A 19,458-nucleotide genomic window follows, 5' to 3' on the forward strand; every position below is an offset into this window, starting at 1 on the left:
ACGCATTACACATAAGTGCCCTGTTGCATCATCAGCAGGGCATTCAATGCCGCCGCTGCAAGTACCCCACCGCCACGTGTACCATCCACCACAATGCACTCCACGCCTAATTCCTGATGCAGTTTCCAGAGTAACTGCTTCGCGTGTGAGGCATTCACAAACCCACGGGGTGCGGCAATCACCAAGGCAGGAGGACGCACACCTTCTTGGAGAATTTCTAACAAACGTAATAATGCGGTGGCGGACTGCCCAATCAACACAATCCCGCCGGACATATACGGCTTCCAGCAATCCACTGCCGTCATCGCACGTGTATGTTTGACGCTCTTAGCTTGAGAAATGACTGATGCCCGCCCCAGAAAACCGAGCGGTTCTTGATACAAAAGCGCCTCATTCAGCGCGTACTTGACCAGTTCCACATCGTATAACAAGTTATTGCGCTGCTTGATGGCTTTACGGGCAACGCCAAGTGCATTCTCACTAAAGCGAATATACTTGGCAAGCTCAGGATCACCATAAGCCAACACCATCTGAATAACCACTTGCTGCTGATCCGCTGAGAATGCGGTCAAATCAACTTGTGTACGTAAATTAGCGTAGTTTTGTTCGCGAATACGCTCCGGGTCACGTAAGTATTCCATCAGCGTGCCAGCGCTGCCAACAAACTGGTATCAGGAATCAGATCATTAATAGCGTCATACGACACGGTAAACTCCGTCGGCCCCATGGCGTAAGGTGCAATTTCGTAAGGGTTGAAATTAAAAACCAAACCATTGCTCAGCACACCAACATTGGTGTTGATCTTAAAGGTATCATTAGCAAACCAAAATCCCGCCTCTTCCAAGCTTGCTTTAGCCGTAAGACCACGCGCCTGACGGAAAGCTTGCTCACCTGCTGCATTCAAACGCTCCGCATAGCCTGCTATCAGCAAATCATTCAGCGTCAATTGTTTGCCAGTATTCACATCAAACACTACATAGCGCTGACCGCTGAAGGGATGCGCCCCCCCGGTATAACCCGATTCGCGGAATGTTAAGGTCACTAAATGTTTGGAGGCGAAACTGACTTCCACATCGCGCTCCATTTCCCACAGCCCCATCGCTTCTGGCACGCTGTTGTAATCTGCGATGAACATACTGGCAAGCTCCTCCAACGTAGCAGGCGGCTTGCCTTCGGGGTCGCTGTATTCCAGCAGTTGTGTCTGAATATACTGATTGATGGCAGTGGCTGCGGCTGGATTACCGGCTGCCACGATATTGGGATACGTCAGGCGTAAACTAGCGCACCTGATATTCTCTGGTGTTGTACCCTCGACATCCGGGCATTGTGGCCCCCCAGCCCGCTCAAACGTGAGTGTTTCCAGCTTTAATGGCCCGCTGATACTATTACCACCAAGACTTGGCAGCTCCAATTTACAGCCAGTTACCAGCAGCAGACTTGCTGCCAACAGCATTGCTTTTGCTAACATTGATGAATCCTTACCACAACCAACGGCGTACATGCGCTTTATAATCACGATACGCGCCGCCAAAGGTTTGTTCCAGAATTTTTTCCTCAGGAATAATTTGCTCCACCGTCAGTACCCACACAAACAACGGTAGCACGAGAAACGGGCTAAGCCCCCCCAGCCAAATCCCCCAACCGGTTAGAATCACCAGCATCCCCACATACATTGGGTTGCGGGTATAACGGTAAGGGCCGGTCGTTACTAACGCTTTAGTGCGTTCGGGGTGAATCGGGTTAAAAGTGGTATGCGCCCGGAAAAACAAGCCAAGCGACCAAAAGTCAACCACTACCGCCACCACAATCAACAACAACCCCAATCGGTTCCAAGGCGCAGCAATCCAATGAAACAGCGGCAACCACGCATTAACGAACCACATCACCCCCATAAACGTCAACAAGTAAACCGGCGGGGGAATTTTCAACTGCAAGGTATTCATGGCGCTAACCTCGCGATCTCCCACCCTTCAACCTGACGGCGGTATTCAAAACGGTCATGCAAACGGCTGGGGCGACCTTGCCAGAATTCGATGGTATCCGGCACGATGCGGTAGCCACCCCAAAAATCCGGCAGCGGAATTTCGCCCGCACTGAATTTACGCTTCATTTCATCCAGCTTGATTTCTAGCAACGTGCGCGAAGTAATGACAGAACTCTGCGCGGATACCCATGCCCCCAACTGGCTACCTCGCGGACGGGTTGCAAAATAACGTAAGGATTCCAACGTTGGAATTTTTTCAGCGCGCCCGGTAATTTCCACCTGACGTTCCAGCTCTTTCCAAAACAACAAGAGCGCCACTTGCGGGTTTTCTGCGATTTGTTGGGCTTTTTGGCTGTGGTAATTGGTGAAAAACACAAAGCCATTCGCATCAAACGATTTCAACAACACAGTGCGTAGGGTCGGTTTACCCGTCGCAGATACCGTCGCAATTTGCATCGCCGTAGGTTCTACCACCTCACTGTCTATCGCCTGCTTTAACCACAGACTGAACTGTTGGTAAGGGTCAGGGTCTAGTGTTTCACGGTTCAAGCCTGCTTTGGTGTATTCTTGGCGCAATGATGAAAGATCCATGCTCTCACTCCCAATAATTGTTGTGTGGTTGGCGCGGATATTACCTGAAAATAAAAAAGCCAGACCCAAAAATAGCAGGTCTGGCCAAAAAGACACAAAGGAAGGGCTAAGACCTTTGCGTCAAAGCGGAGTCCACGGTGGACTCCAGGGGCTAACAAATAGGGTTTATAGCATATAATTTTATTGCAGTGAGTAATATTGCGAGATAAATTGTGTTTCTTGCTCCGAAACAGTGCGTGACACATTGAGTAACGCACCAGAAACTGTATCCAACGGGTTACTCAATACAGGGCGGTAAGGCATAGCAGCACTCATAAAGGGGCTTGTAGAAGCCGTCGGTACTGGCATCCCATAAGCGCCATACGCACGTTCTTGCCACATACTGTAAAGTGAGTTTTCCTGCATTGTTGTACAGCCCGGTAATAAAACCATAGCCACTAGTGCCCACAACACACTGTTTCTTCTTATTTTCATAACGTTGTTTTTGGGTTCGGGTTTGTGATGTGCTTATGATGACAAAAACTTGAGAGCATTCATATCACTTATTGACATATGGATAAAAAAAATCGATGAAGTGTTAACGATCTTAGCTATCCGATTGTTTTTGTTGCTCAAGTGCCCAGTCGATATGTTCCCGCACCAACTCACTGCTAATCGCCATTTTGCGATGCTGTAATAATGCCATGACCGAGACACTCACAGGCGCATTTCCCAATGCTACAGCGATATTGCGCAACCAACGCTCGTAACCAATCCGCCGAATCGGCGAACCTTCCAGCTTGCGCATAAACTCGCTTTCACTCCATTGGAACAACTCGCTTAATCGCGCACTGTCCAAGCCATTGCGCACTGCAAAATCCGCTTCCGGCGAGGTTTGCGCAAAGCGATTCCACGGGCAAATAAGCTGGCAGTCGTCGCAGCCATAAATACGATTGCCCATGAGCGGGCGCAATTCCAACGGAATACTGCCTTGGTATTCAATCGTGAGGTAGGAAATGCAGCGTCGCGCATCCAATACATACGGCGCGAGAATGGCTTGTGTGGGGCAAACGTCGATACACGCGGTGCATTGCCCACAATGCTCAGACACGCTGCCCGTTTCATCCAAGGGCAAATCGGTGTAAATCTCACCGAGGAAAAACCACGAACCCGCGTCACGGCTGAGAACATTGGTGTGCTTACCCATCCACCCCAGCCCTGCTTTCACGGCAAGGGGCTTTTCCAGTACCGGAGCGCTATCGGTGAACGCGCGGTAGCCGAATGCACCGATTTCGGTTTGCAATTGTTGCGCAAATTTTTCCAGCCGCTGCCGGATCACTTTGTGGTAATCACGCCCTAAAGCATAGCGGGAAATATAAGCGCGTTCGGGGTGATTGAGGATCGATACTGCATCCATGCTATCCGGCGGTAAATAATCCATGCGCACACTGATCACGCTCAACGTGCCGGAAACTAATTCGGCGGGGCGGCTGCGTTTTGTGCCATGGTGCGCCATCCACGCCATGTCGCCGTGATAGCCTTGCGCCAACCAATCCAGCAGACGCTGCTCGGCAAACGACAAGTCGATATTGCTGACACCGACGGCGTTGAAACCGAGTGCCTGACCAATGGCTTGAATCTGCGCAATTTTCATTTAGCCGCACGTCACCCCAGTACCCCCCAAGCCGCAATAGCCGCGTGGATTTTTCTCCAAATAGCGCTGGTGGTATTCCTCAGCGGGGTAAAACGTTGGTGCAGCCAGAATTTCAGTAGTAATTTTACCCAATCCCGCCGCCGTTAATGCCACCTGATAACGCGCCCGACTCGCTTCTGCCGCCGCTTGTTGCTCAGGGGAATAGGTGTAAATGCCGGAACGGTATTGTTCACCCACGTCATTGCCTTGACGCATCCCTTGGGTGGGGTTGTGTGCCTCCCAAAACACTTTCAGTAGCGCGTCGTAACTGATCTGTTCTGGATCGAACTCCACCCACACCACTTCATTATGTCCCGTCGTACCGCTGCATACTTGGCGATACGTAGGGTTTTCGGTATGCCCTGCTGCATAACCCACAGCGGTACGGATGACACCCGGTGTTTGCCAAAACTTGCGTTCTGCGCCCCAAAAGCACCCTAAGCCAAACATCGCTTGTTGCATAACACGCTCCTTTTCTCCTGTTTCAAGGCTGTGACTTGTACACCCGTTTTACGGTAGGATACAGCAACCCAACCAAGGATGTGACTATGCTACTGATTCCCGCAATTGATTTGAAAGACGGCCAATGCGTGCGCCTGCGCCAAGGTCGGATGGATGACACCACCGTGTTTGCCAGCAACCCCGTCGATGTCGCCCAACGCTGGGTCGATGCGGGCGCACGCCGTCTGCACCTAGTCGATTTAAACGGTGCATTTGCAGGCAAGCCGGTGAATGGCGACGTGGTTCGTGCGATTGCAGCGCGTTTCCCGAATGTGCCGGTACAAATCGGCGGCGGTATCCGCGATGCAGCCACCGTAGCGGCGTATCTGGAAGCGGGCGTGCACTATTGCATTATCGGCACAAAAGCGGTGCAAGAGCCGCAGTTCGTCATCGACTTGTGCCAGCAATTCCCCGGTCACATTATTGTTGGCATTGACGCCAAAAACGGCATGGTGGCAACCGACGGTTGGGCAGAAGTGTCCTCGGTTTCGGCGATTGAACTTGCCAAGCAATTTGAGCAAGCCGGTGTCAGCGCGATTGTTTACACCGACATTGCCCGCGATGGCATGATGACGGGGGTGAACGTGGATGAAACCGCCAAACTCGCGTCTAGCATTAGTATTCCTGTTGTCGCTTCGGGCGGTGTCACCAATATGGATGATATTAAGGCGTTGTGTGCGGTAGAAGATCAGGGAATCATGGGGGCAATCTTAGGGCGGTCGATCTACGAAGGGACGATTGATTTGGCAGAAGCCCAACGCTACGTTAACGAATTGTCCTAATTTATCCAGAAACAACACAGAGGGATGTGCGAACATCTCTCTGTTTCAAGTCAAGCAGTTTCAAAAATTACCGTTGTGCGCTGCCTATAACGTTTCCAAGTGTTTTGCAACCTGCATAAACCACGGGGTCAGTGCCGCCACCAAGGATTCACGCTGCGCCCAATCCGCTGCTCGGTAGCACAAACGCTGGGCTTGCGGCAGGGTTACACCGATGTAGTCATGCGCTAAAATTTCCTGCATATCCCACCACTCATCCCCCTCTTTTTTATAGAGGATCAAACCCAAACGGGCAGCACAATGCAACACCCCCGCAATGCAGGCATAGCGGTACGCTGCCTCCAAAGAAGCCCCATCCGCAAACTGTGGCAGGTATTCCGCCAACAACGCCTGCTCCGTCTCCGCACAAAACGGCACACTTTCATCGCACAATAGCCAGACCAGATCATCCAAACGGTTACGCGCCCCACAATTTTCCCAGTCAAACCAATACACTTGACCTGCGGTATTGACCATCGCGTTACCGGGGCGGGCATCCCATTTGACGAAACGGGGTTTGAGGGGCAGTAAAATGTCGTGAATGTCCTGCGTGGACAAGGGAGGCGCGGGGATTTTTAGTGCTTCGCCCATTTTGTGGACTTGGCGGATATGGCGCTGAATCCAGTATTGTTCAGCCCCCAACAATGGCACGGCTTGATCCAACCCAGCACGTTCGGCAGCCTGATGAATAGCCACCAAACTACTTAAGGCGGCGGATAATAAGGTTTCACAGGTTGGGCGGTCAGCGGTTGCCAAGCGGTGCGACAGGCTGTCACCTTGCAGTGACTCCTGCACCAACACAATGCCGTTAAAGTAAAACAACTCCGGCACGGGGGCAGCTTGTGGGTGCAAATGGTGCAGTACCTGCGCTTCCAGACGCGCACACCCATGCTCGGTACGGAAACTGGCAATGGCTACCCGCCCACTTTCCCAGATGACTCGGCACGCGCTGCGCTCTTCACCACCGAGAAACTCAATCTGTACGACCACGCCACCGAGATTGTCTTCGCATAATCTTGCCAGCGTGTCACAAAAGTAAGGGCGGGACTGCCAAGACCTGACACGCGCAGGGGATGAAGAGGGTTGGTTGGTGGGGGGGCGGCCATTAAGGGGAATAGTGGCATCAGACCAATACTGTACGGGGGTTTCATCATGACCGGCGATATACATGCCGAAATGAGTGGGGAAATCGCTCATACATCAATAACCTTGGGAGAGAGGAGGAGAAGCCCTCCCATCTCAAGAGGAAAAGCTAGTAATTACTTGCAGCCAGCTTTCTTGCCAGAGCCAGCTTTCTTGCCAGAGCCAGCTTTCTTGCCAGAGCCAGCTTTCTTGCCAGAGCCAGCTTTCTTGCCAGAACCAGCATTGCCGCTGTTACCACAGCTACCATAGTTGTCTTTGCCAGAACCAGCTTTCTTGCCAGAACCGCCTTTCTTGCCAGAACCAGCTTTCTTACCAGAACCGCCTTTGCTGCCACCAATATTACCACATTGCTGTTCAGCAATATTGCCCCACGCAGAGGGTGAACCGTGCGGGTTAGAGCCACAACTTGGCATAGAGCCAGTGTTGTTGCCGCATGAACCTTGGGAAGGGTTGGAAGTAACGGGTGCTGTAGTGTTGCAGCCTGTGCTTGTAACATTAAAAGTCATGATATAAGTCCTTTTACAGAGTTCCAAAAATCAACCTCTGGATAGGCTTGATTTCTTAGCCACATCCATTGGCTCAAAAGATGTCACAGAAACGTCATGCTCAACCAATCAAAGCAGGATAAACGCCAAAGCATTGCCTACCAACGGTCAATCAGCATAGGATACGGGCTTGAATTCTTAACGACAGGCCAATCTCATGGGCTTAGCCAAACGCATTATCCCCTGCCTTGATGTGAACAACGGTCGTGTTGTCAAAGGCGTGAACTTCGTCGACATCCGTGACGCGGGCGACCCGGTGGAAATCGCCGCGCGTTACAACCGTGAAGGCGCGGACGAAATCACCTTCCTCGACATTACCGCCAGTTCCGACAACCGCGATACCATCGTACACATGGTCGAAGCGGTTGCCTCGCAAGTGTTTATTCCGCTCACCGTTGGCGGCGGCATTCGCAAGCCCGAAGACGTGCGCCGCATGTTGAATGCGGGTGCGGATAAAGTCGGCATTAACACCGCTGCGATTACCAACCCCGATTTGGTACGCGAATGCACTGACTATTTCGGTTCGCAATGCATCGTGGTGGCGATTGATGCCAAGCGCGTCAATGAACCGGGCGAACCGGATCGCTGGGAAGTCTTCACCCACGGCGGGCGCAACCGTACCGGCATTGATGCCGTGGCATGGGCAGAAAAAATGGCGCAATACGGCGCGGGTGAATTGCTGGTCACGAGCATGGATCGCGATGGCACGAAAGTCGGTTTCGACCTCGGTTTAACCCGTGCGATTACGGATCGCGTAGGCATTCCGCTGATCGCTTCCGGCGGGGTTGGCAATTTGCAACATTTAGCCGATGGCGTACTCAAAGGCGGAGCGGATGCGGTGCTTGCTGCGAGTATTTTCCACTTTGGTGAATACACCGTGAGTGATGCTAAACGCTACATGGCAGCCCAAGGCATTGAGATGAGGCTGTGAATCTGATGGCAGCAGCACCCGCGCAAATCCAAATTCGCTATATTCAGGAAGAAGACCGCATCCTGATGCGCATGAATACTGTGGCTAATGAAGAATTTCGTTTCTGGCTAACGCGGCGATTTCTGGTTCGCCTCTGGCCAGTTTTGCAGGAGTCGCTGATGTCATCCCCTGCGGTCAAACAGCACAGCGATTACAGCTCCCGCCAAGCGATTGTCGCGTTTGAACACGAACGGGCGCAAAGCAAAGCCGCGTTTAATAACCCCTTCCGTGAAACCGACAACCTGCCGTTGGGCAAAGACCCGTTGCTGGTGGTGAAAGCGGGCTTTCGTCACAAAGAGAACGGCGCGTTGCAAATTGCTTTCAAAGACAACCATGATAAAGGTGTCGATCTCAACTTGAGCAACGAGCTATTGCACTTGCTGTGCAAGTTATTGGACGATGCGGCACAACAATCCGACTGGAAAATGACGGCTTTGTTACCAAACATTACCGAAACCGCTTCATCAGTCGCCGCACACCAATTGAATTAGGTATACTCCAGCCCCATGATGAATGATAACGTACTTGCACAACTTGCCGAGGTGCTGGAAAGCCGCAAACAAGCGGAGCCAGACAGTTCTTATGTTGCCAAACTCTACGCCAAAGGGCTGGATGCGATCCTGAAAAAGATCGGCGAAGAAGCCACCGAAACCGTGATGGCAGCCAAAGACGGCGAAAAAGACAAAATTGTGTATGAAGTTGCAGATTTGTGGTTTCATACATTGGTATTACTGGCACAGCAGGGCTTACACCCCGATGCGGTACTGGAAGAATTAGCCCGACGCTTTGGCGTCTCCGGTCTGGTCGAAAAAGCCAGCCGCACACATTAACTTAAGGAGAAACGAAATGGGTTTAGGTGGCATCAGTCCTTGGTCATTATTACTGATTCTGGTCATTATCCTTCTATTGTTTGGCACTAAACGCTTACGCAATATGGGGAGTGACCTTGGTGAAACCTTCAAAAACTTCAAAAAGTCCATGAAGGACGGGCAGGAAGAAACCTCAGAACAAGTCCCACAACAACCACCGAACAATATCCCCGGTGGACGTGTAATCGATGCGGAAGCAAAAGAAAAAGACAAGGTGTAACCCCGATACTCATGCTAGGGTCATACCATGTTTGAAGCCAGCTTCTTTGAAATGCTTGTTGTCGGGGTCATTGCCTTATTGGTGATTGGCCCCGAACGTTTGCCCGGTCTTGCTCGCAAAGCTGGGCGTTTGCTTGGCAAAGCACGTGCCTTTATTGCCACTACCCGCACCGATATTGAGCGCGAGTTACGCACTGAAGAAATGCGCAGCATGTTGAGCAAACAGGAAGAAGAAATTCGTTCTTTGCGTGATCTGATGCAACAAAACACCACCGACGTTCGCCACAGTATTGAAGACGCCACCAAGCCACATGACGAAAAATCCTAACACGCCTCACTCCGAAGGCGAGGAACTCGGTTTCCTGCAACACCTGCTGGAATTACGTGACCGTTTATTGCGCATGGTGCTAGCAATTGGCATTGTGTTTTTGATTCTGATGCCATTTGCTCAAGATTTATACAACCTGTTATCGGATCCGCTGGTTCGGCATTTACCAGAAGGACAAAAACTGATTGCTGTCGGTGTAGCCTCACCCTTCTTTATCCCTTACAAACTCGCATTGATGGTGGCGTTTGTGTTGGCATTGCCTTACGTGCTGTATCAAGTGTGGGGATTTATTGCCCCCGGACTGTATCAGCACGAAAAGAAAATTGTCACACCGCTATTACTCTCCAGCGTGGCACTATTTTATACCGGCATGGCATTTGCCTATTTCTTAGTACTGCCGATGATGTTTAGCATCCTTCCAGGCTTCGCTCCCTCTAATGTCGATGTTACCCCGGATATTGCCGAATACCTCGATTTCGTCATGATGATGTTCATGGCATTCGGCATTGGCTTTGAAATGCCGGTAGCGACCATTTTATTAATCACCACTGGCATCACTAGTCGAGAAACCCTTAAACAATCAAGACCGTATGTAATAGTCGTCGCTTTTATCGTCGGCATGTTTTTAACGCCACCCGATGTGCTATCACAGGTGATGTTAGCTGTGCCCATGTGGTTACTGTTTGAAGTGGGTTTGCTTGCCAGCCGCCTGTTTGATCAACGCATTGCCGAAGCGAACGCGGAAAAAGAAGACCGCGAGAAACTCGAATACCAACGTGAAATCAAACCACCAGCAGCACCCACGACTACAGCAGCGGCAACAGGTGCAGCAGTGACAACTGCCTGGGAAAATGATCAGTACATTTTCGAGGAAACTGCTCCAGTCCAATCTACCGATGATGAAGCTTTCCGCCCCTTGACTGATGAAGAAATGGAAGCTGAATTAGAACGCATGGATGCCGAATTCAAACGCATGGAAGAAAACTTCCGTCAGCAGGAAGAAGACGGCAAATCAAGCTGAGTGGGCATTCAACATATTGTCTTCGTCACTTGGCTCAACCGGGTCAAACACGTCGCGGAAGCTGGCATAGCTGGCTCCCGTGACTACCGGAATCAACACCAAATAGCCTAGCCCAAAAGCAAACGATGCGAATACGCTCAACGTCATGACCAGCAAGGCAAACGTGGTTAACGGCACAATATTTCTCAAACACGCCAACAAACTTGTGGAAACTGCGTCTAATGGTGCTTGACCTTCAAAAACGACCAAGGGCGTAGCATAAAAAAACGCCATCATCACCACAATAATAACACCCGCTGGTAATAGCAAACCCATTGGGGAAGACACTGCCATGTCCTCAAGCATCATCGTCACGTGGGTATCACTATTGGGCAAGTAAAGCGCGGTTAGCACTTCAGCACTCAGTGGATACAATATTGCCAACATCACCAACGTTCCCACCACCATCATTCCGCCCAGTAGTAATAATGGCTGGCGAAACCGCTGATCATTGAAGCCCTGCAATACATCCTCAACCTGTGCCAAATTCCCTGTCAGGGATTTGTGAGCTGTTATCAGCAGCCCAGTGAGTAGCAGAGGGATAAATAAGGCAATCAACGCGATGCCCACAAAAGGCAGCATTCCCAGCAACATCAATGCCAGCAAGAATACCATTGCCATCACCAACCAAGCGCCCAGATTACTTTTGAAAGCGTACCAACCTGCGCCGAGCCAAACAAAAGCGCGTCGAAATCCAACCAACTGTATTTTCATGAGGCAGCCCCTTATCGTAAAACTTATTGTTATTCTTATGATTAACCTATTACGTGACAGTTCATTGACGAGAGTCACGTTTTTTACAAGTCCATTCCACAAGCCAAATTAACTGATTACCTGTTACAATGCATGACTTCACGACAGACTGTATGATGAGAGCAAACAGTGAAACCAAGACATCCCAACGTTCCACGTCGCAAAACCATTCTAGTCATTTTGGATGGTGTTGGCGTCAACCCTAGCAAACGCTTTAACGCGGTACACGAAGCCGATACGCCCAATTTTGACCGCTATTTCGGCAGTTACCCCCATACCACGCTGCAAGCATCAGGGCGTGCTGTGGGGCTACCGGATGGGCAAATGGGCAATTCCGAAGTCGGGCACATGACCATTGGCTGTGGCACAATTTTGCGTCAAGATTTGGTGCGTATTGAGGACGCGATTGAGGATGGCAGTTTCTACAAAAACCATTCCCTGCTGAATGCGTTGGAAAGCGCCAAAGCTGACAAACGCCCGCTACATTTACTCGGTTTGGTGTCGGACGGCGGCGTACACAGCCACATGACGCACATTATCGCTTTGCTGAAAGCTTGCATGGAACACGATGTAAAGCCGGTATTGCACGTGATTACTGACGGACGCGACACCGCACCGAAGATTGCCAAGCAATTCATTCAGCAAATTCAACACGTCATGGAAATGACCGGCGGTGAAATTGCCACCGTCACCGGCCGCTTTTACGCAATGGATCGGGATAACCGCTGGGAACGCACCAAACTCGCGTGGGATGCAATGGTACAAGGCATCGGCACACCCGCCAGCAGCGCCTTGCAAGCGGTGGATGATGCATACGCGGCAGGTGAAACCGACGAATTTATCAAACCGCGTATTATGCCGGGTGCTGAACGCATCCAAAGCAATGACACCGTGCTGTTTTTCAACTTCCGCAATGACCGTCCGCGCCAGATGGCGAAAGCCTTAGCTGATGAAAACTTCACTGACTTTGATCGCGGCGATTTCATCCCCGTTTCGCTCACCACCATGACGGAATACGACAAACGCCTGTTAGCCCCCGTGATTTTTTCGCCCGAACGCCCAGCAACCAACTTGGCACAAACCATTAGCTTGGCGGGCTTGAAACAACTGCATTGTGCGGAAACCGAAAAATACGCGCACGTCACCTTCTTCTTCAACGGCGGGCGCGAACGCACTTACGCGGGCGAAGAGCGTATTGTCATCCCCTCGCCCAAGGTGGAAACTTATGACGCTCAGCCGGAAATGAGCGCTAAAGAAGTGGCTGACACCATTATCAGTGCGATCGAGCAGGATAAATATTGCTTCATCGTGGTGAATTTCGCCAACGGTGACATGGTAGGTCACACCGCCGTTCCCAGTGCGGTGATTAAAGCAGTGGAAGCGCTGGATCGTGAAGTCGGGCGTTTGTTAGACAGCGCGGCGGCTCACGGTTACTCGGTGATTTTGACTGCTGACCACGGCAATTGCGACGAATACATTGACCCACTGACTGGCGAACCGAATACCCAACACACTGTTTATCCCGTGCCCTGCCTGATTATGGACAAATCCAACTGGCGGCTATCCACCGAAGGCGGCTTGAGCAATCTTGCGCCGACAGTGTTGCATTTGATGGGGTTGCCTAAACCGGATGGCATGAAAAGCAAATCGTTATTGCTGGAAGAACTTCCACGCTAATACTCATCACGGCAGTTCCTCCACTTTGGTTTCCGCAGCTACGAAAGTGGAGTTTTCTGTTTGCTGTAAAAGAGCTGTAAGCAATTTCAAATTCTGTTGCAAGCTTAACGTGTCACGCCCTAGATGAGCGAAGGCAACGCTCTGACGAGCATAACTAACACTGGCAGCAATATTCCCCTGAATCAACGAGCATTTATGCAGTTGCAAAGCTAAGTCTGCTGCTTGGCGCCAATTTTTAGCTTCAACCGCATGAAGCAGTAAATTCTCCATCACGCTCACTGGTTCTGGTTCACGCTTAATACAGGGGGATAATGCAACACTTACTTCGTTTCCAGCTCTTAGTATCTCCTGTAAGTGAGCGCATTCAACCATAAACGTGATTTGAAACTTCCGATAAAAAAACTCTCGTGTCACGGTATGCATCTCCAACATCTCAGAGCTTGCATACGGTGTCAGCAGGTGTAAATCATGCAAACGTTGTTGCAAATACAGCAATTTCTTGTAATTGATCCGCACTAGTGGCGACAATATGCTAGGTAATCGTTGACGAATGAAAAAAAAGCGACGGCGGAAAGCGACACGGCAAAAGTCTAATAAACGACTCATAGAAACAGGGCGGTCAAACAAACTCAACACGTAAACCAGAGCCAACTCAGGTGTATTGGCAAGCCAATTCTCATAAGCCGCTAGTACTCGCCGAGTATTACGTCCACTCACCTGTGAGTCAAACCAAATGGGAATAGTATCGAGTTTCCCTAGATCGCTCCCACAAGCCTCCTTCAAATAAGACCCCAGCAAGGTAAGCGTCAACGGATGATGATCAAACAAAGCAGAAACTTTACCCAAAAGTTTTTCATTACCCTCTAATCCCTGCCGCATCAACAGCGATACACCCTCTGAAGGTTCTAAATTACCTAACTTGAGGCAATGCCCACCGAATTCTCCAGTATGATCAAAAACAGTCATATCTTCCAAGGTGACAAGACACAAACCAGGATTGTGCAGCACCAAAGGTTTCAATAACGCATACAGGCAATTGACTGCCCCACTCGCCTCCAGCTCCCGTTTGAAAATGGCAGCAGGCAAATGCTCAAGAATCAACAATACACGTTGCTCCTGAAGCTGCTTAACCAATAAGCTTGCTTTTTCTATACACGTCTGCTCTGCTGTAAAAGTCACACCAAACCAAGCTAATGCATATTCCAGAAACCCACGTACCGTCGCTTGTGGATCATCCTCATCAATATCAAAAGGGAATGCCCAACCCAATACTGCATCAAAATTAGTCCAGCCAGCAGCTTCACATTGCCACAACCAATGATGCATCAATGCTGTTTTGCCTGTGCCTGCCGAAGCGGTTAATAGCAGCACACGGGTATCAGTATCGGAACAAGCCACGTTCAATTGAGCTATTTCTTCATATCGTCCAAAGAAAACGGCTTTTTCTCGCATTTTTAACGGTACTAAGCAACGAGCAGCGCCATACGCCATAAATACGCTCATCGTCACATCCCTCATTTTTATATTATGTTACCTGAATGATACATCTTAGAACTGTCGTCTTCTTCTGGATAGATCAAAAAAATTATGTCAATATTAAAATTACTTCTTTTCGCTAATGTTCATGAGCCGTTGTGAATACACTGACATACACGCCTGCTTATGATGTAATACCCCTTTTACCAATAAACCGGATAGCGTGATGGAAATACTCGTGAATGATACGCCGCACACGATCGCAACCGACACCACAGCGGCACAATTGCTGGTGATTTTGGACTTACAAGACAAACGCCTCGCGCTCGAAATCAATCAAACGCTCGTGCCGCGCAGTCAATTTGACACCTTCGTACTGCAACCTCATGATACGGTTGAAATCGTCCACGCTATCGGTGGCGGCTAAAACAAGGAATTTACAATGCAACACAATACCCTCACTATTGCAGGCAAGGCATACGCATCCCGCCTGTTGGTTGGCACTGGCAAATACAAAGACTTAGCAGAAACCCAAGCCGCCACCGAAGCCAGCGGTGCGCAGATTATTACCGTCGCGATTCGCCGCACCAACATCGGTCAGAATAAAGACGAACCCAATTTGCTGGATGTGATTTCCTTGGATAAATACACCCTGCTGCCGAATACCGCAGGCTGTTACAACGTCGAGGATGCCGTGCGCACTTGCCGCTTAGCACGTGAATTGCTGGATGGTCACAAGCTGGTCAAACTGGAAGTGCTGGGCGATGCCAAAACCCTTTACCCTGACACGATTCAAACACTGAAAGCGGCTGAAATTCTGGTAAAAGATGGCTTTGATGTCATGGTATACACCAGCGATGACCCGCTGATTGCGCGTCAATTGGAAGAAATCGGCTGTGTGGCTGTCATGCCGCTAGCTGCCCCGATTGGTTCTGGGCTTGGCATTCGCAACCCGTATAACATCCTTGAAATCATTGAAAATGCTAACGTTCCGATTATCGTGGATGCCGGTGTTGGCACGGCTTCAGATGCGGCGATTGCGATGGAAATGGGCTGTGACGGCGTGTTGATGAATACCGCGATTGCGGGCGCAAAAAACCCCGTGCTAATGGCGTCTGCCATGAAAAAAGCCATTGAAGCCGGGCGTGAAGCCTTCCTTGCTGGGAGGATGCCACGTAAACGTTACGCATCTGCCTCCTCTCCGCTGGAAGGCACGTTCTTCTAAACACTGGCAGGGTCATGGATACAACAACAGCACCGCATCGCGCCATTAAGAGTTTCGTCTTGCGGCAAGGTCGCGTCACCAAGGCGCAGGAAGAAGCATTAACGAATCTATGGCCGATTTTCGGCATCGAACCCAGTGACACGCCGCTCGACTTCCCCACCCTATTCGGGCGTGCGGCTCCGGTAACGCTGGAAATCGGCTTTGGCAATGGTGATTCCCTCGCACAAATGGCAGCCGCCGCGCCGGAACGTGATTTCATCGGCATTGAAGTGCATACCCCCGGTGTGGGGCATTTGCTCAAACTGATCGGCGATCGGGGTTTGCAGAATGTGCGGGTGATGAATACCGATGCGGTCGAAATCCTGCAACAACGCATCCCCGTCCATTCGCTGGATCGGGTGCAACTGTTTTTCCCTGATCCTTGGCACAAGAAAAAGCACCACAAACGGCGCATCGTGCAAGCACCGTTTGTCAACCTGATTGCAACACGCCTACAGATGGGCGGCGTGTTCCATTTAGCGACGGATTGGCAGCCTTACGCGGAACACATGGCGGAAGTGCTAGAAAACGACTCCAATTGGCTAAATTTAGCTCAAAACACCTCTTATTCGCCACGCCCGGATAGCCGCCCACTCACAAAATTTGAGCAACGCGGCTTACGTTTAGGTCATGGCGTGTGGGATTTACTCTATACAACCGTTAATCCATCCCATTTATAGGCAAAACCAAACCTTTTATCAGCATCCGAATTGCGTTCACGAGCGCTCTGACGGAAACTAAACACACACGAAGACAAACAAAAAACGTTTAGTTTCAATAACTTATAACAAGGAGCACTTTTATGAAAGCCATTCGCCACACATTAGTCCGTACCATGACGGCTGCCGTTGCCTTCTCTGCTTTAACACTGTTCAGCATGGAGGCCAGTGCTGCCGTTCAATACCGCATTGGTTTTGACACTGCCAGCAACAGTTATGTGGTCTACATGACCCCCGACTCCACTCCTAGCCCGGATATGCTGTTATCTGCACAAGTCACGCTCGTTGTACCGCATTCAAGCAATAACACCTTTTCCGTGGATAATATTACCAGCCATATTAACGGCGTGAATTGGATGGATCATTCACGGGTGGATGCACCCAGCGAAAACGCTCAAGCCGACTATGTATCATTAGGCTATTATTTCAGCGGTTCCGGTGTCCCGAACTTTGGTTGGGTAGCAGGCCAAGAAAAGAAAATTCTGAGTTTTACCAGCAATCAAGGCTGCGTAGCCGGGGTCAAACTGATTGACAACCAAGATGCCTTTAGCCAACTGCCTAACTCGGCTGGCACTAACCCTGGCAACGACTTCTTAAACCTCGGCTGGCAAATGAGCAATGCGTATACCGGCAATTACGGTGGTGCTGTGACCTGTGATGCGCCTACGCCAGCGTGTGATGCCAGCCAAGACCAAGCCACGCTGGATACCATCGCAGCATTGGAACAACGTTTACAAACCGTTACCAACCCTAACACCAAAAAAATGCTGTTGGGTCAAATCCAACGCTTGCGTGACAGCTTGGTATGCCAATGAATCTAGCAGCAAACCGCCGGACAGTAGCAGTCCGGCGGTGAACGGGTACGGTAAAGCATTTAATTTCCCGCCTACTAGGGTAAAATACGGCCTTTGTGAAAAACACTAGCTACCAGCACAAGGTCATCATGCACGCAAATGCCTACATCCTCACCGTCACCTGCCCCGCCAAAACGGGTATTGTCGCTGCTGTCACCAGCTTTTTAGCAGAATCCCAATGCTACATTACCGAAATGGCACAATACGATGACGAGATGACCCAGAAATTTTTCTGCCGGATTATGTTTCGCCGCGATAGCCAGTTATCACCAGCGATTGAAGCGCTGCGCCAACAATTTGCGGTGATTGCCGGAAATTTTGCGATGCAATGGGGTATCACCAATGCCACCCGCGCCACCCGCGTGGTGCTAATGGTCTCCAAAGCGGATCATTGTTTGGTGGATTTGTTGTACCGGAAGAACAAAGGCGATTTGAATATGAACGTCGTCTGCGTGGTTTCCAATCACATGGAGTTACGTTCTTTAGTGGAACGTGAAGGCATCCGCTTTGTGTGCCTGCCTGTCGACAAAACCAATAAAGCCGAACAAGAAGCGCGGATGTTGGAAATTGTCGCCGATACCCAAGCCGAATTGGTGGTACTGGCGCGTTACATGCAAATCCTTTCGGACGACACTTGCCGGAAATTGGCGGGTATGTGCATCAATATCCACCACTCATTCCTACCCGGATTCAAAGGCGCACGCCCTTACCACCAAGCCTATGACCGTGGGGTAAAACTGATTGGGGCTACTGCGCATTACGTCACTTCCGATTTGGATGAAGGCCCGATTATTGAGCAATCGGTAGAGCGCGTTGACCACACCTACCAACCCGAAGCCCTCGCTGCATTGGGGCGTGACCTCGAAAACAGTGCCCTCGCCAAAGCCGTGAGGCTGCACATTGAGCGACGCGTGTTTATGGATGGCAATAAAACTGTGGTATTCAAATAATCAGTACTCAATGCATAAAAATCTAACCACCAACTCAATTTCGTACCGTACCTCAACCTAAACGTTTCATCAAATAACACAAGCAATCCTGACGGATAACGGTTTCATCCAACGTCAACATCGCAGGCATTAGCGGCTGCTTGAGTTGGATACGCCCTTGCTCGCGGGTGAAGAAATGTTCCCCGACTTCAACACCTTCATCATCCCAAGCGTGTAAGCGAGCGTGCGGATGGGCAGTGGTGGCAAACGCCGTCCCCGCTGGTAATTCCGAGAAATTGTAACGATCGAGTGCCGGTAATAGTTGAATATCCATCATCGGGTCAATGAAACTAAAACTGTATTGTTCCGGCAGCGTCACCCGTGCCACCGTTTGGTAAATCTGCATGTCGTGCGGCGGTAGCGGGTGATCTGGCAATTCCTGCAAGTGCAACACCGCATCCAAAAACTCCAGCACATGCTCAACCCCGTGCGCCACACCGGGTTTACCGCATTCCACCGTCACCGCAGGGCAATGCGGCGCAAACGCCATCGACTGTACCCCACGCGGCGTTTCAAAATACACCGCAATATTGGCGAACAACCGCGCCAATTGCAGCGCGCGATTATCCAGCACATTGATGCAGCCGTAATGCGGATTTTTGCCGGTATTATTGTGAACGTCAATGCTGGCAAATAAACCTTTGCCCAGCATAATGTCAGTCACTTGCGCCATCAACCAGGTTTCATCGCAATCACCTAACTCGCTACCCGGCCACACCCGGTTATAGTCGGGCTGACCTTGCAAACGGCGTTTCCCGAACGTCGCCGCTTCAATATTGCCGAAAAACACCGACAGCGAACGCGGTAACGCTTGTGTCTGGTACTTCTGCAACAGTTGCTGAATGGCAAAAAACCCCGTGTCTTCATTGCCGTGCAATAGCACCGAAATAAACACACGCGGCTCACGTTTGCCCTGCAAATGCAGCAGCGTTGGGTTCGGCATCAAAGTATGTAAGTCACGCGGGCTGCGCAACGCAAAAAAGCCCGCTGGTAACGTATCTAATTCAGTCAATGTCAGCATGTGTG

General features: G+C 50.5%; 25 protein-coding genes. 13 read left to right on the forward strand and 12 right to left on the reverse strand.

Features of this window, described 5'->3' with window-relative positions; all coding sequences use genetic code 11:
* Positions 1-5 precede the first annotated feature (5 nt).
* The 7 genes from BLV87_RS01595 to msrA form a co-directional block, all read right to left on the reverse strand.
* On the reverse strand, positions 6-641 hold the full coding sequence (locus BLV87_RS01595; RefSeq protein ID WP_245706876.1) for a precorrin-8X methylmutase: 636 nt from the start codon (positions 639-641) through the stop codon (positions 6-8).
* A complete protein-coding gene (locus BLV87_RS01600) occupies positions 641-1,468 on the reverse strand; it encodes a DUF3298 and DUF4163 domain-containing protein (protein WP_175517802.1) in 828 nt (275 codons plus the stop codon). The genes BLV87_RS01595 and BLV87_RS01600 overlap by 1 nt, the downstream gene beginning before the upstream one ends.
* A gap of 10 nt (positions 1,469-1,478) precedes the next feature.
* Positions 1,479-1,943 carry a methyltransferase family protein gene (locus tag BLV87_RS01605; protein ID WP_093064726.1) on the reverse strand — a complete coding sequence of 155 codons (465 nt, stop codon included), beginning with the start codon at positions 1,941-1,943 and terminating at the stop codon, positions 1,479-1,481.
* Positions 1,940-2,575: a pyridoxamine 5'-phosphate oxidase gene (pdxH, locus tag BLV87_RS01610; protein WP_093064728.1), complete on the reverse strand. Its 636-nt coding sequence runs from the start codon at positions 2,573-2,575 to the stop codon at positions 1,940-1,942. The genes BLV87_RS01605 and pdxH overlap by 4 nt, the downstream gene beginning before the upstream one ends.
* A gap of 180 nt (positions 2,576-2,755) precedes the next feature.
* On the reverse strand, positions 2,756-2,956 hold the full coding sequence (locus tag BLV87_RS01620) for a hypothetical protein (RefSeq protein ID WP_093064732.1): 201 nt from the start codon (positions 2,954-2,956) through the stop codon (positions 2,756-2,758).
* Positions 2,957-3,161: 205 nt separating this feature from the next.
* On the reverse strand, positions 3,162-4,208 hold the full coding sequence (gene queG / locus BLV87_RS01625; protein ID WP_093064734.1) for a tRNA epoxyqueuosine(34) reductase QueG: 1,047 nt from the start codon (positions 4,206-4,208) through the stop codon (positions 3,162-3,164).
* Positions 4,209-4,709: a peptide-methionine (S)-S-oxide reductase MsrA gene (msrA, locus tag BLV87_RS01630; protein WP_093064736.1), complete on the reverse strand. Its 501-nt coding sequence runs from the start codon at positions 4,707-4,709 to the stop codon at positions 4,209-4,211.
* 86 nt (positions 4,710-4,795) lie between these two features.
* Between msrA and hisA the strand changes: the two genes are divergently transcribed.
* Complete coding sequence (gene hisA / locus BLV87_RS01635; protein ID WP_093064738.1) at positions 4,796-5,530, forward strand: 1-(5-phosphoribosyl)-5-[(5-phosphoribosylamino)methylideneamino]imidazole-4-carboxamide isomerase; 735 nt, start codon at positions 4,796-4,798, stop codon at positions 5,528-5,530.
* 84 nt (positions 5,531-5,614) lie between these two features.
* On the opposite strand, the gene BLV87_RS01640 is transcribed toward hisA, so the two are convergent.
* Together BLV87_RS01640 and BLV87_RS19180 are read right to left on the reverse strand one after the other, a co-directional pair.
* Positions 5,615-6,763, reverse strand: coding sequence for a phosphotransferase family protein (locus BLV87_RS01640; RefSeq protein WP_093064740.1), 1,149 nt, complete (start codon positions 6,761-6,763; stop codon positions 5,615-5,617).
* Between the two features lie 62 nt (positions 6,764-6,825).
* Positions 6,826-7,215, reverse strand: coding sequence for a hypothetical protein (locus BLV87_RS19180; protein ID WP_175517803.1), 390 nt, complete (start codon positions 7,213-7,215; stop codon positions 6,826-6,828).
* A 196-nt stretch (positions 7,216-7,411) separates the two neighbouring features.
* Here BLV87_RS19180 and hisF point away from each other — a divergent pair, with 196 nt between their 5' ends.
* From hisF to tatC, 6 genes are read left to right on the forward strand one after another with little or no spacing between them, the layout of a single operon-like run.
* On the forward strand, positions 7,412-8,185 hold the full coding sequence (gene hisF / locus BLV87_RS01650) for an imidazole glycerol phosphate synthase subunit HisF (RefSeq protein WP_093064744.1): 774 nt from the start codon (positions 7,412-7,414) through the stop codon (positions 8,183-8,185).
* A 5-nt stretch (positions 8,186-8,190) separates the two neighbouring features.
* Positions 8,191-8,715: a hypothetical protein gene (locus tag BLV87_RS01655; protein ID WP_139282104.1), complete on the forward strand. Its 525-nt coding sequence runs from the start codon at positions 8,191-8,193 to the stop codon at positions 8,713-8,715.
* A gap of 18 nt (positions 8,716-8,733) precedes the next feature.
* Positions 8,734-9,054, forward strand: a complete 321-nt coding sequence (locus BLV87_RS01660; RefSeq protein ID WP_093065098.1) for a phosphoribosyl-ATP diphosphatase — start codon at positions 8,734-8,736, stop codon at positions 9,052-9,054.
* A gap of 16 nt (positions 9,055-9,070) precedes the next feature.
* Complete coding sequence (tatA, locus tag BLV87_RS01665) at positions 9,071-9,313, forward strand: twin-arginine translocase TatA/TatE family subunit (RefSeq protein ID WP_093064748.1); 243 nt, start codon at positions 9,071-9,073, stop codon at positions 9,311-9,313.
* 27 nt (positions 9,314-9,340) lie between these two features.
* The gene (gene tatB, locus BLV87_RS01670; RefSeq protein WP_093064750.1) at positions 9,341-9,640 is read left to right on the forward strand and encodes a Sec-independent protein translocase protein TatB; all 300 of its coding nucleotides are present in this window, start codon (positions 9,341-9,343) and stop codon (positions 9,638-9,640) included.
* Positions 9,624-10,661, forward strand: a complete 1,038-nt coding sequence (gene tatC / locus BLV87_RS01675; RefSeq protein WP_093064752.1) for a twin-arginine translocase subunit TatC — start codon at positions 9,624-9,626, stop codon at positions 10,659-10,661. Before tatB ends, tatC begins: the two co-directional genes overlap by 17 nt.
* Here the strand turns inward: tatC and BLV87_RS01680 are convergent.
* Positions 10,653-11,414: a BPSS1780 family membrane protein gene (locus BLV87_RS01680; RefSeq protein ID WP_093064754.1), complete on the reverse strand. Its 762-nt coding sequence runs from the start codon at positions 11,412-11,414 to the stop codon at positions 10,653-10,655. The genes tatC and BLV87_RS01680 overlap by 9 nt on opposite strands.
* A 168-nt stretch (positions 11,415-11,582) precedes the next feature.
* Here BLV87_RS01680 and gpmI point away from each other — a divergent pair, with 168 nt between their 5' ends.
* A complete protein-coding gene (gene gpmI, locus BLV87_RS01685; protein WP_093064756.1) occupies positions 11,583-13,130 on the forward strand; it encodes a 2,3-bisphosphoglycerate-independent phosphoglycerate mutase in 1,548 nt (515 codons plus the stop codon).
* Positions 13,131-13,136: 6 nt separating this feature from the next.
* On the opposite strand, the gene BLV87_RS01690 is transcribed toward gpmI, so the two are convergent.
* A complete protein-coding gene (locus tag BLV87_RS01690; RefSeq protein ID WP_093064758.1) occupies positions 13,137-14,633 on the reverse strand; it encodes an ATP-binding protein in 1,497 nt (498 codons plus the stop codon).
* Between the two features lie 199 nt (positions 14,634-14,832).
* On the opposite strand from BLV87_RS01690, the gene thiS reads away from it, so the two are divergent.
* The 5 genes from thiS to purU all read left to right on the forward strand — a co-directional run bounded on the left by thiS (position 14,833) and on the right by purU (position 18,393).
* Entirely contained in the window at positions 14,833-15,033 is a 201-nt protein-coding gene (gene thiS, locus BLV87_RS01695) for a sulfur carrier protein ThiS (RefSeq protein WP_175517804.1), read from the forward strand.
* Positions 15,034-15,048: 15 nt separating this feature from the next.
* Positions 15,049-15,831, forward strand: a complete 783-nt coding sequence (locus BLV87_RS01700) for a thiazole synthase (protein WP_093064762.1) — start codon at positions 15,049-15,051, stop codon at positions 15,829-15,831.
* Positions 15,832-15,845: 14 nt separating this feature from the next.
* Complete coding sequence (trmB, locus tag BLV87_RS01705) at positions 15,846-16,550, forward strand: tRNA (guanosine(46)-N7)-methyltransferase TrmB (RefSeq protein WP_093064764.1); 705 nt, start codon at positions 15,846-15,848, stop codon at positions 16,548-16,550.
* 122 nt (positions 16,551-16,672) lie between these two features.
* Positions 16,673-17,404, forward strand: coding sequence for a hypothetical protein (locus tag BLV87_RS01710; RefSeq protein ID WP_093064766.1), 732 nt, complete (start codon positions 16,673-16,675; stop codon positions 17,402-17,404).
* A 95-nt stretch (positions 17,405-17,499) separates the two neighbouring features.
* On the forward strand, positions 17,500-18,393 hold the full coding sequence (gene purU, locus BLV87_RS01715; protein ID WP_245706877.1) for a formyltetrahydrofolate deformylase: 894 nt from the start codon (positions 17,500-17,502) through the stop codon (positions 18,391-18,393).
* Positions 18,394-18,445: 52 nt separating this feature from the next.
* Here purU and BLV87_RS01720 read toward each other — a convergent pair whose 3' ends face one another.
* Positions 18,446-19,453 (reverse strand): M14 family metallopeptidase, encoded by a 1,008-nt coding sequence (locus tag BLV87_RS01720; RefSeq protein WP_093064768.1) that lies wholly within the window; start codon positions 19,451-19,453, stop codon positions 18,446-18,448.
* Positions 19,454-19,458 lie beyond the last annotated feature (5 nt).

It is taken from the genome of Thiothrix caldifontis, from assembly GCF_900107695.1.
Taxonomy (GTDB): Bacteria; Pseudomonadota; Gammaproteobacteria; order Thiotrichales; family Thiotrichaceae; genus Thiothrix; species Thiothrix caldifontis.

What these genes read in the sequence shown, in the direction of transcription:
- BLV87_RS01595 (WP_245706876.1), bottom strand. Translation starts at nt 641, where the DNA reads ATGGAATACTTACGTGACCCGGAGCGTATTCGCGAACAAAACTACGCT.
- BLV87_RS01600 (WP_175517802.1), bottom strand. Translation starts at nt 1,468, where the DNA reads ATGTTAGCAAAAGCAATGCTGTTGGCAGCAAGTCTGCTGCTGGTAACT.
- BLV87_RS01605 (WP_093064726.1), bottom strand. Translation starts at nt 1,943, where the DNA reads ATGAATACCTTGCAGTTGAAAATTCCCCCGCCGGTTTACTTGTTGACG.
- pdxH (WP_093064728.1), bottom strand. Translation starts at nt 2,575, where the DNA reads ATGGATCTTTCATCATTGCGCCAAGAATACACCAAAGCAGGCTTGAAC.
- BLV87_RS01620 (WP_093064732.1), bottom strand. Translation starts at nt 2,956, where the DNA reads ATGTGGCAAGAACGTGCGTATGGCGCTTATGGGATGCCAGTACCGACG.
- queG (WP_093064734.1), bottom strand. Translation starts at nt 4,208, where the DNA reads ATGAAAATTGCGCAGATTCAAGCCATTGGTCAGGCACTCGGTTTCAAC.
- msrA (WP_093064736.1), bottom strand. Translation starts at nt 4,709, where the DNA reads ATGCAACAAGCGATGTTTGGCTTAGGGTGCTTTTGGGGCGCAGAACGC.
- hisA (WP_093064738.1), top strand. Translation starts at nt 4,796, where the DNA reads ATGCTACTGATTCCCGCAATTGATTTGAAAGACGGCCAATGCGTGCGC.
- BLV87_RS01640 (WP_093064740.1), bottom strand. Translation starts at nt 6,763, where the DNA reads ATGAGCGATTTCCCCACTCATTTCGGCATGTATATCGCCGGTCATGAT.
- BLV87_RS19180 (WP_175517803.1), bottom strand. Translation starts at nt 7,215, where the DNA reads ATGACTTTTAATGTTACAAGCACAGGCTGCAACACTACAGCACCCGTT.
- hisF (WP_093064744.1), top strand. Translation starts at nt 7,412, where the DNA reads ATGGGCTTAGCCAAACGCATTATCCCCTGCCTTGATGTGAACAACGGT.
- BLV87_RS01655 (WP_139282104.1), top strand. Translation starts at nt 8,191, where the DNA reads ATGGCAGCAGCACCCGCGCAAATCCAAATTCGCTATATTCAGGAAGAA.
- BLV87_RS01660 (WP_093065098.1), top strand. Translation starts at nt 8,734, where the DNA reads ATGAATGATAACGTACTTGCACAACTTGCCGAGGTGCTGGAAAGCCGC.
- tatA (WP_093064748.1), top strand. Translation starts at nt 9,071, where the DNA reads ATGGGTTTAGGTGGCATCAGTCCTTGGTCATTATTACTGATTCTGGTC.
- tatB (WP_093064750.1), top strand. Translation starts at nt 9,341, where the DNA reads ATGTTTGAAGCCAGCTTCTTTGAAATGCTTGTTGTCGGGGTCATTGCC.
- tatC (WP_093064752.1), top strand. Translation starts at nt 9,624, where the DNA reads ATGACGAAAAATCCTAACACGCCTCACTCCGAAGGCGAGGAACTCGGT.
- BLV87_RS01680 (WP_093064754.1), bottom strand. Translation starts at nt 11,414, where the DNA reads ATGAAAATACAGTTGGTTGGATTTCGACGCGCTTTTGTTTGGCTCGGC.
- BLV87_RS01690 (WP_093064758.1), bottom strand. Translation starts at nt 14,633, where the DNA reads ATGAGCGTATTTATGGCGTATGGCGCTGCTCGTTGCTTAGTACCGTTA.
- thiS (WP_175517804.1), top strand. Translation starts at nt 14,833, where the DNA reads ATGGAAATACTCGTGAATGATACGCCGCACACGATCGCAACCGACACC.
- BLV87_RS01700 (WP_093064762.1), top strand. Translation starts at nt 15,049, where the DNA reads ATGCAACACAATACCCTCACTATTGCAGGCAAGGCATACGCATCCCGC.
- trmB (WP_093064764.1), top strand. Translation starts at nt 15,846, where the DNA reads ATGGATACAACAACAGCACCGCATCGCGCCATTAAGAGTTTCGTCTTG.
- BLV87_RS01710 (WP_093064766.1), top strand. Translation starts at nt 16,673, where the DNA reads ATGAAAGCCATTCGCCACACATTAGTCCGTACCATGACGGCTGCCGTT.
- BLV87_RS01720 (WP_093064768.1), bottom strand. Translation starts at nt 19,453, where the DNA reads ATGCTGACATTGACTGAATTAGATACGTTACCAGCGGGCTTTTTTGCG.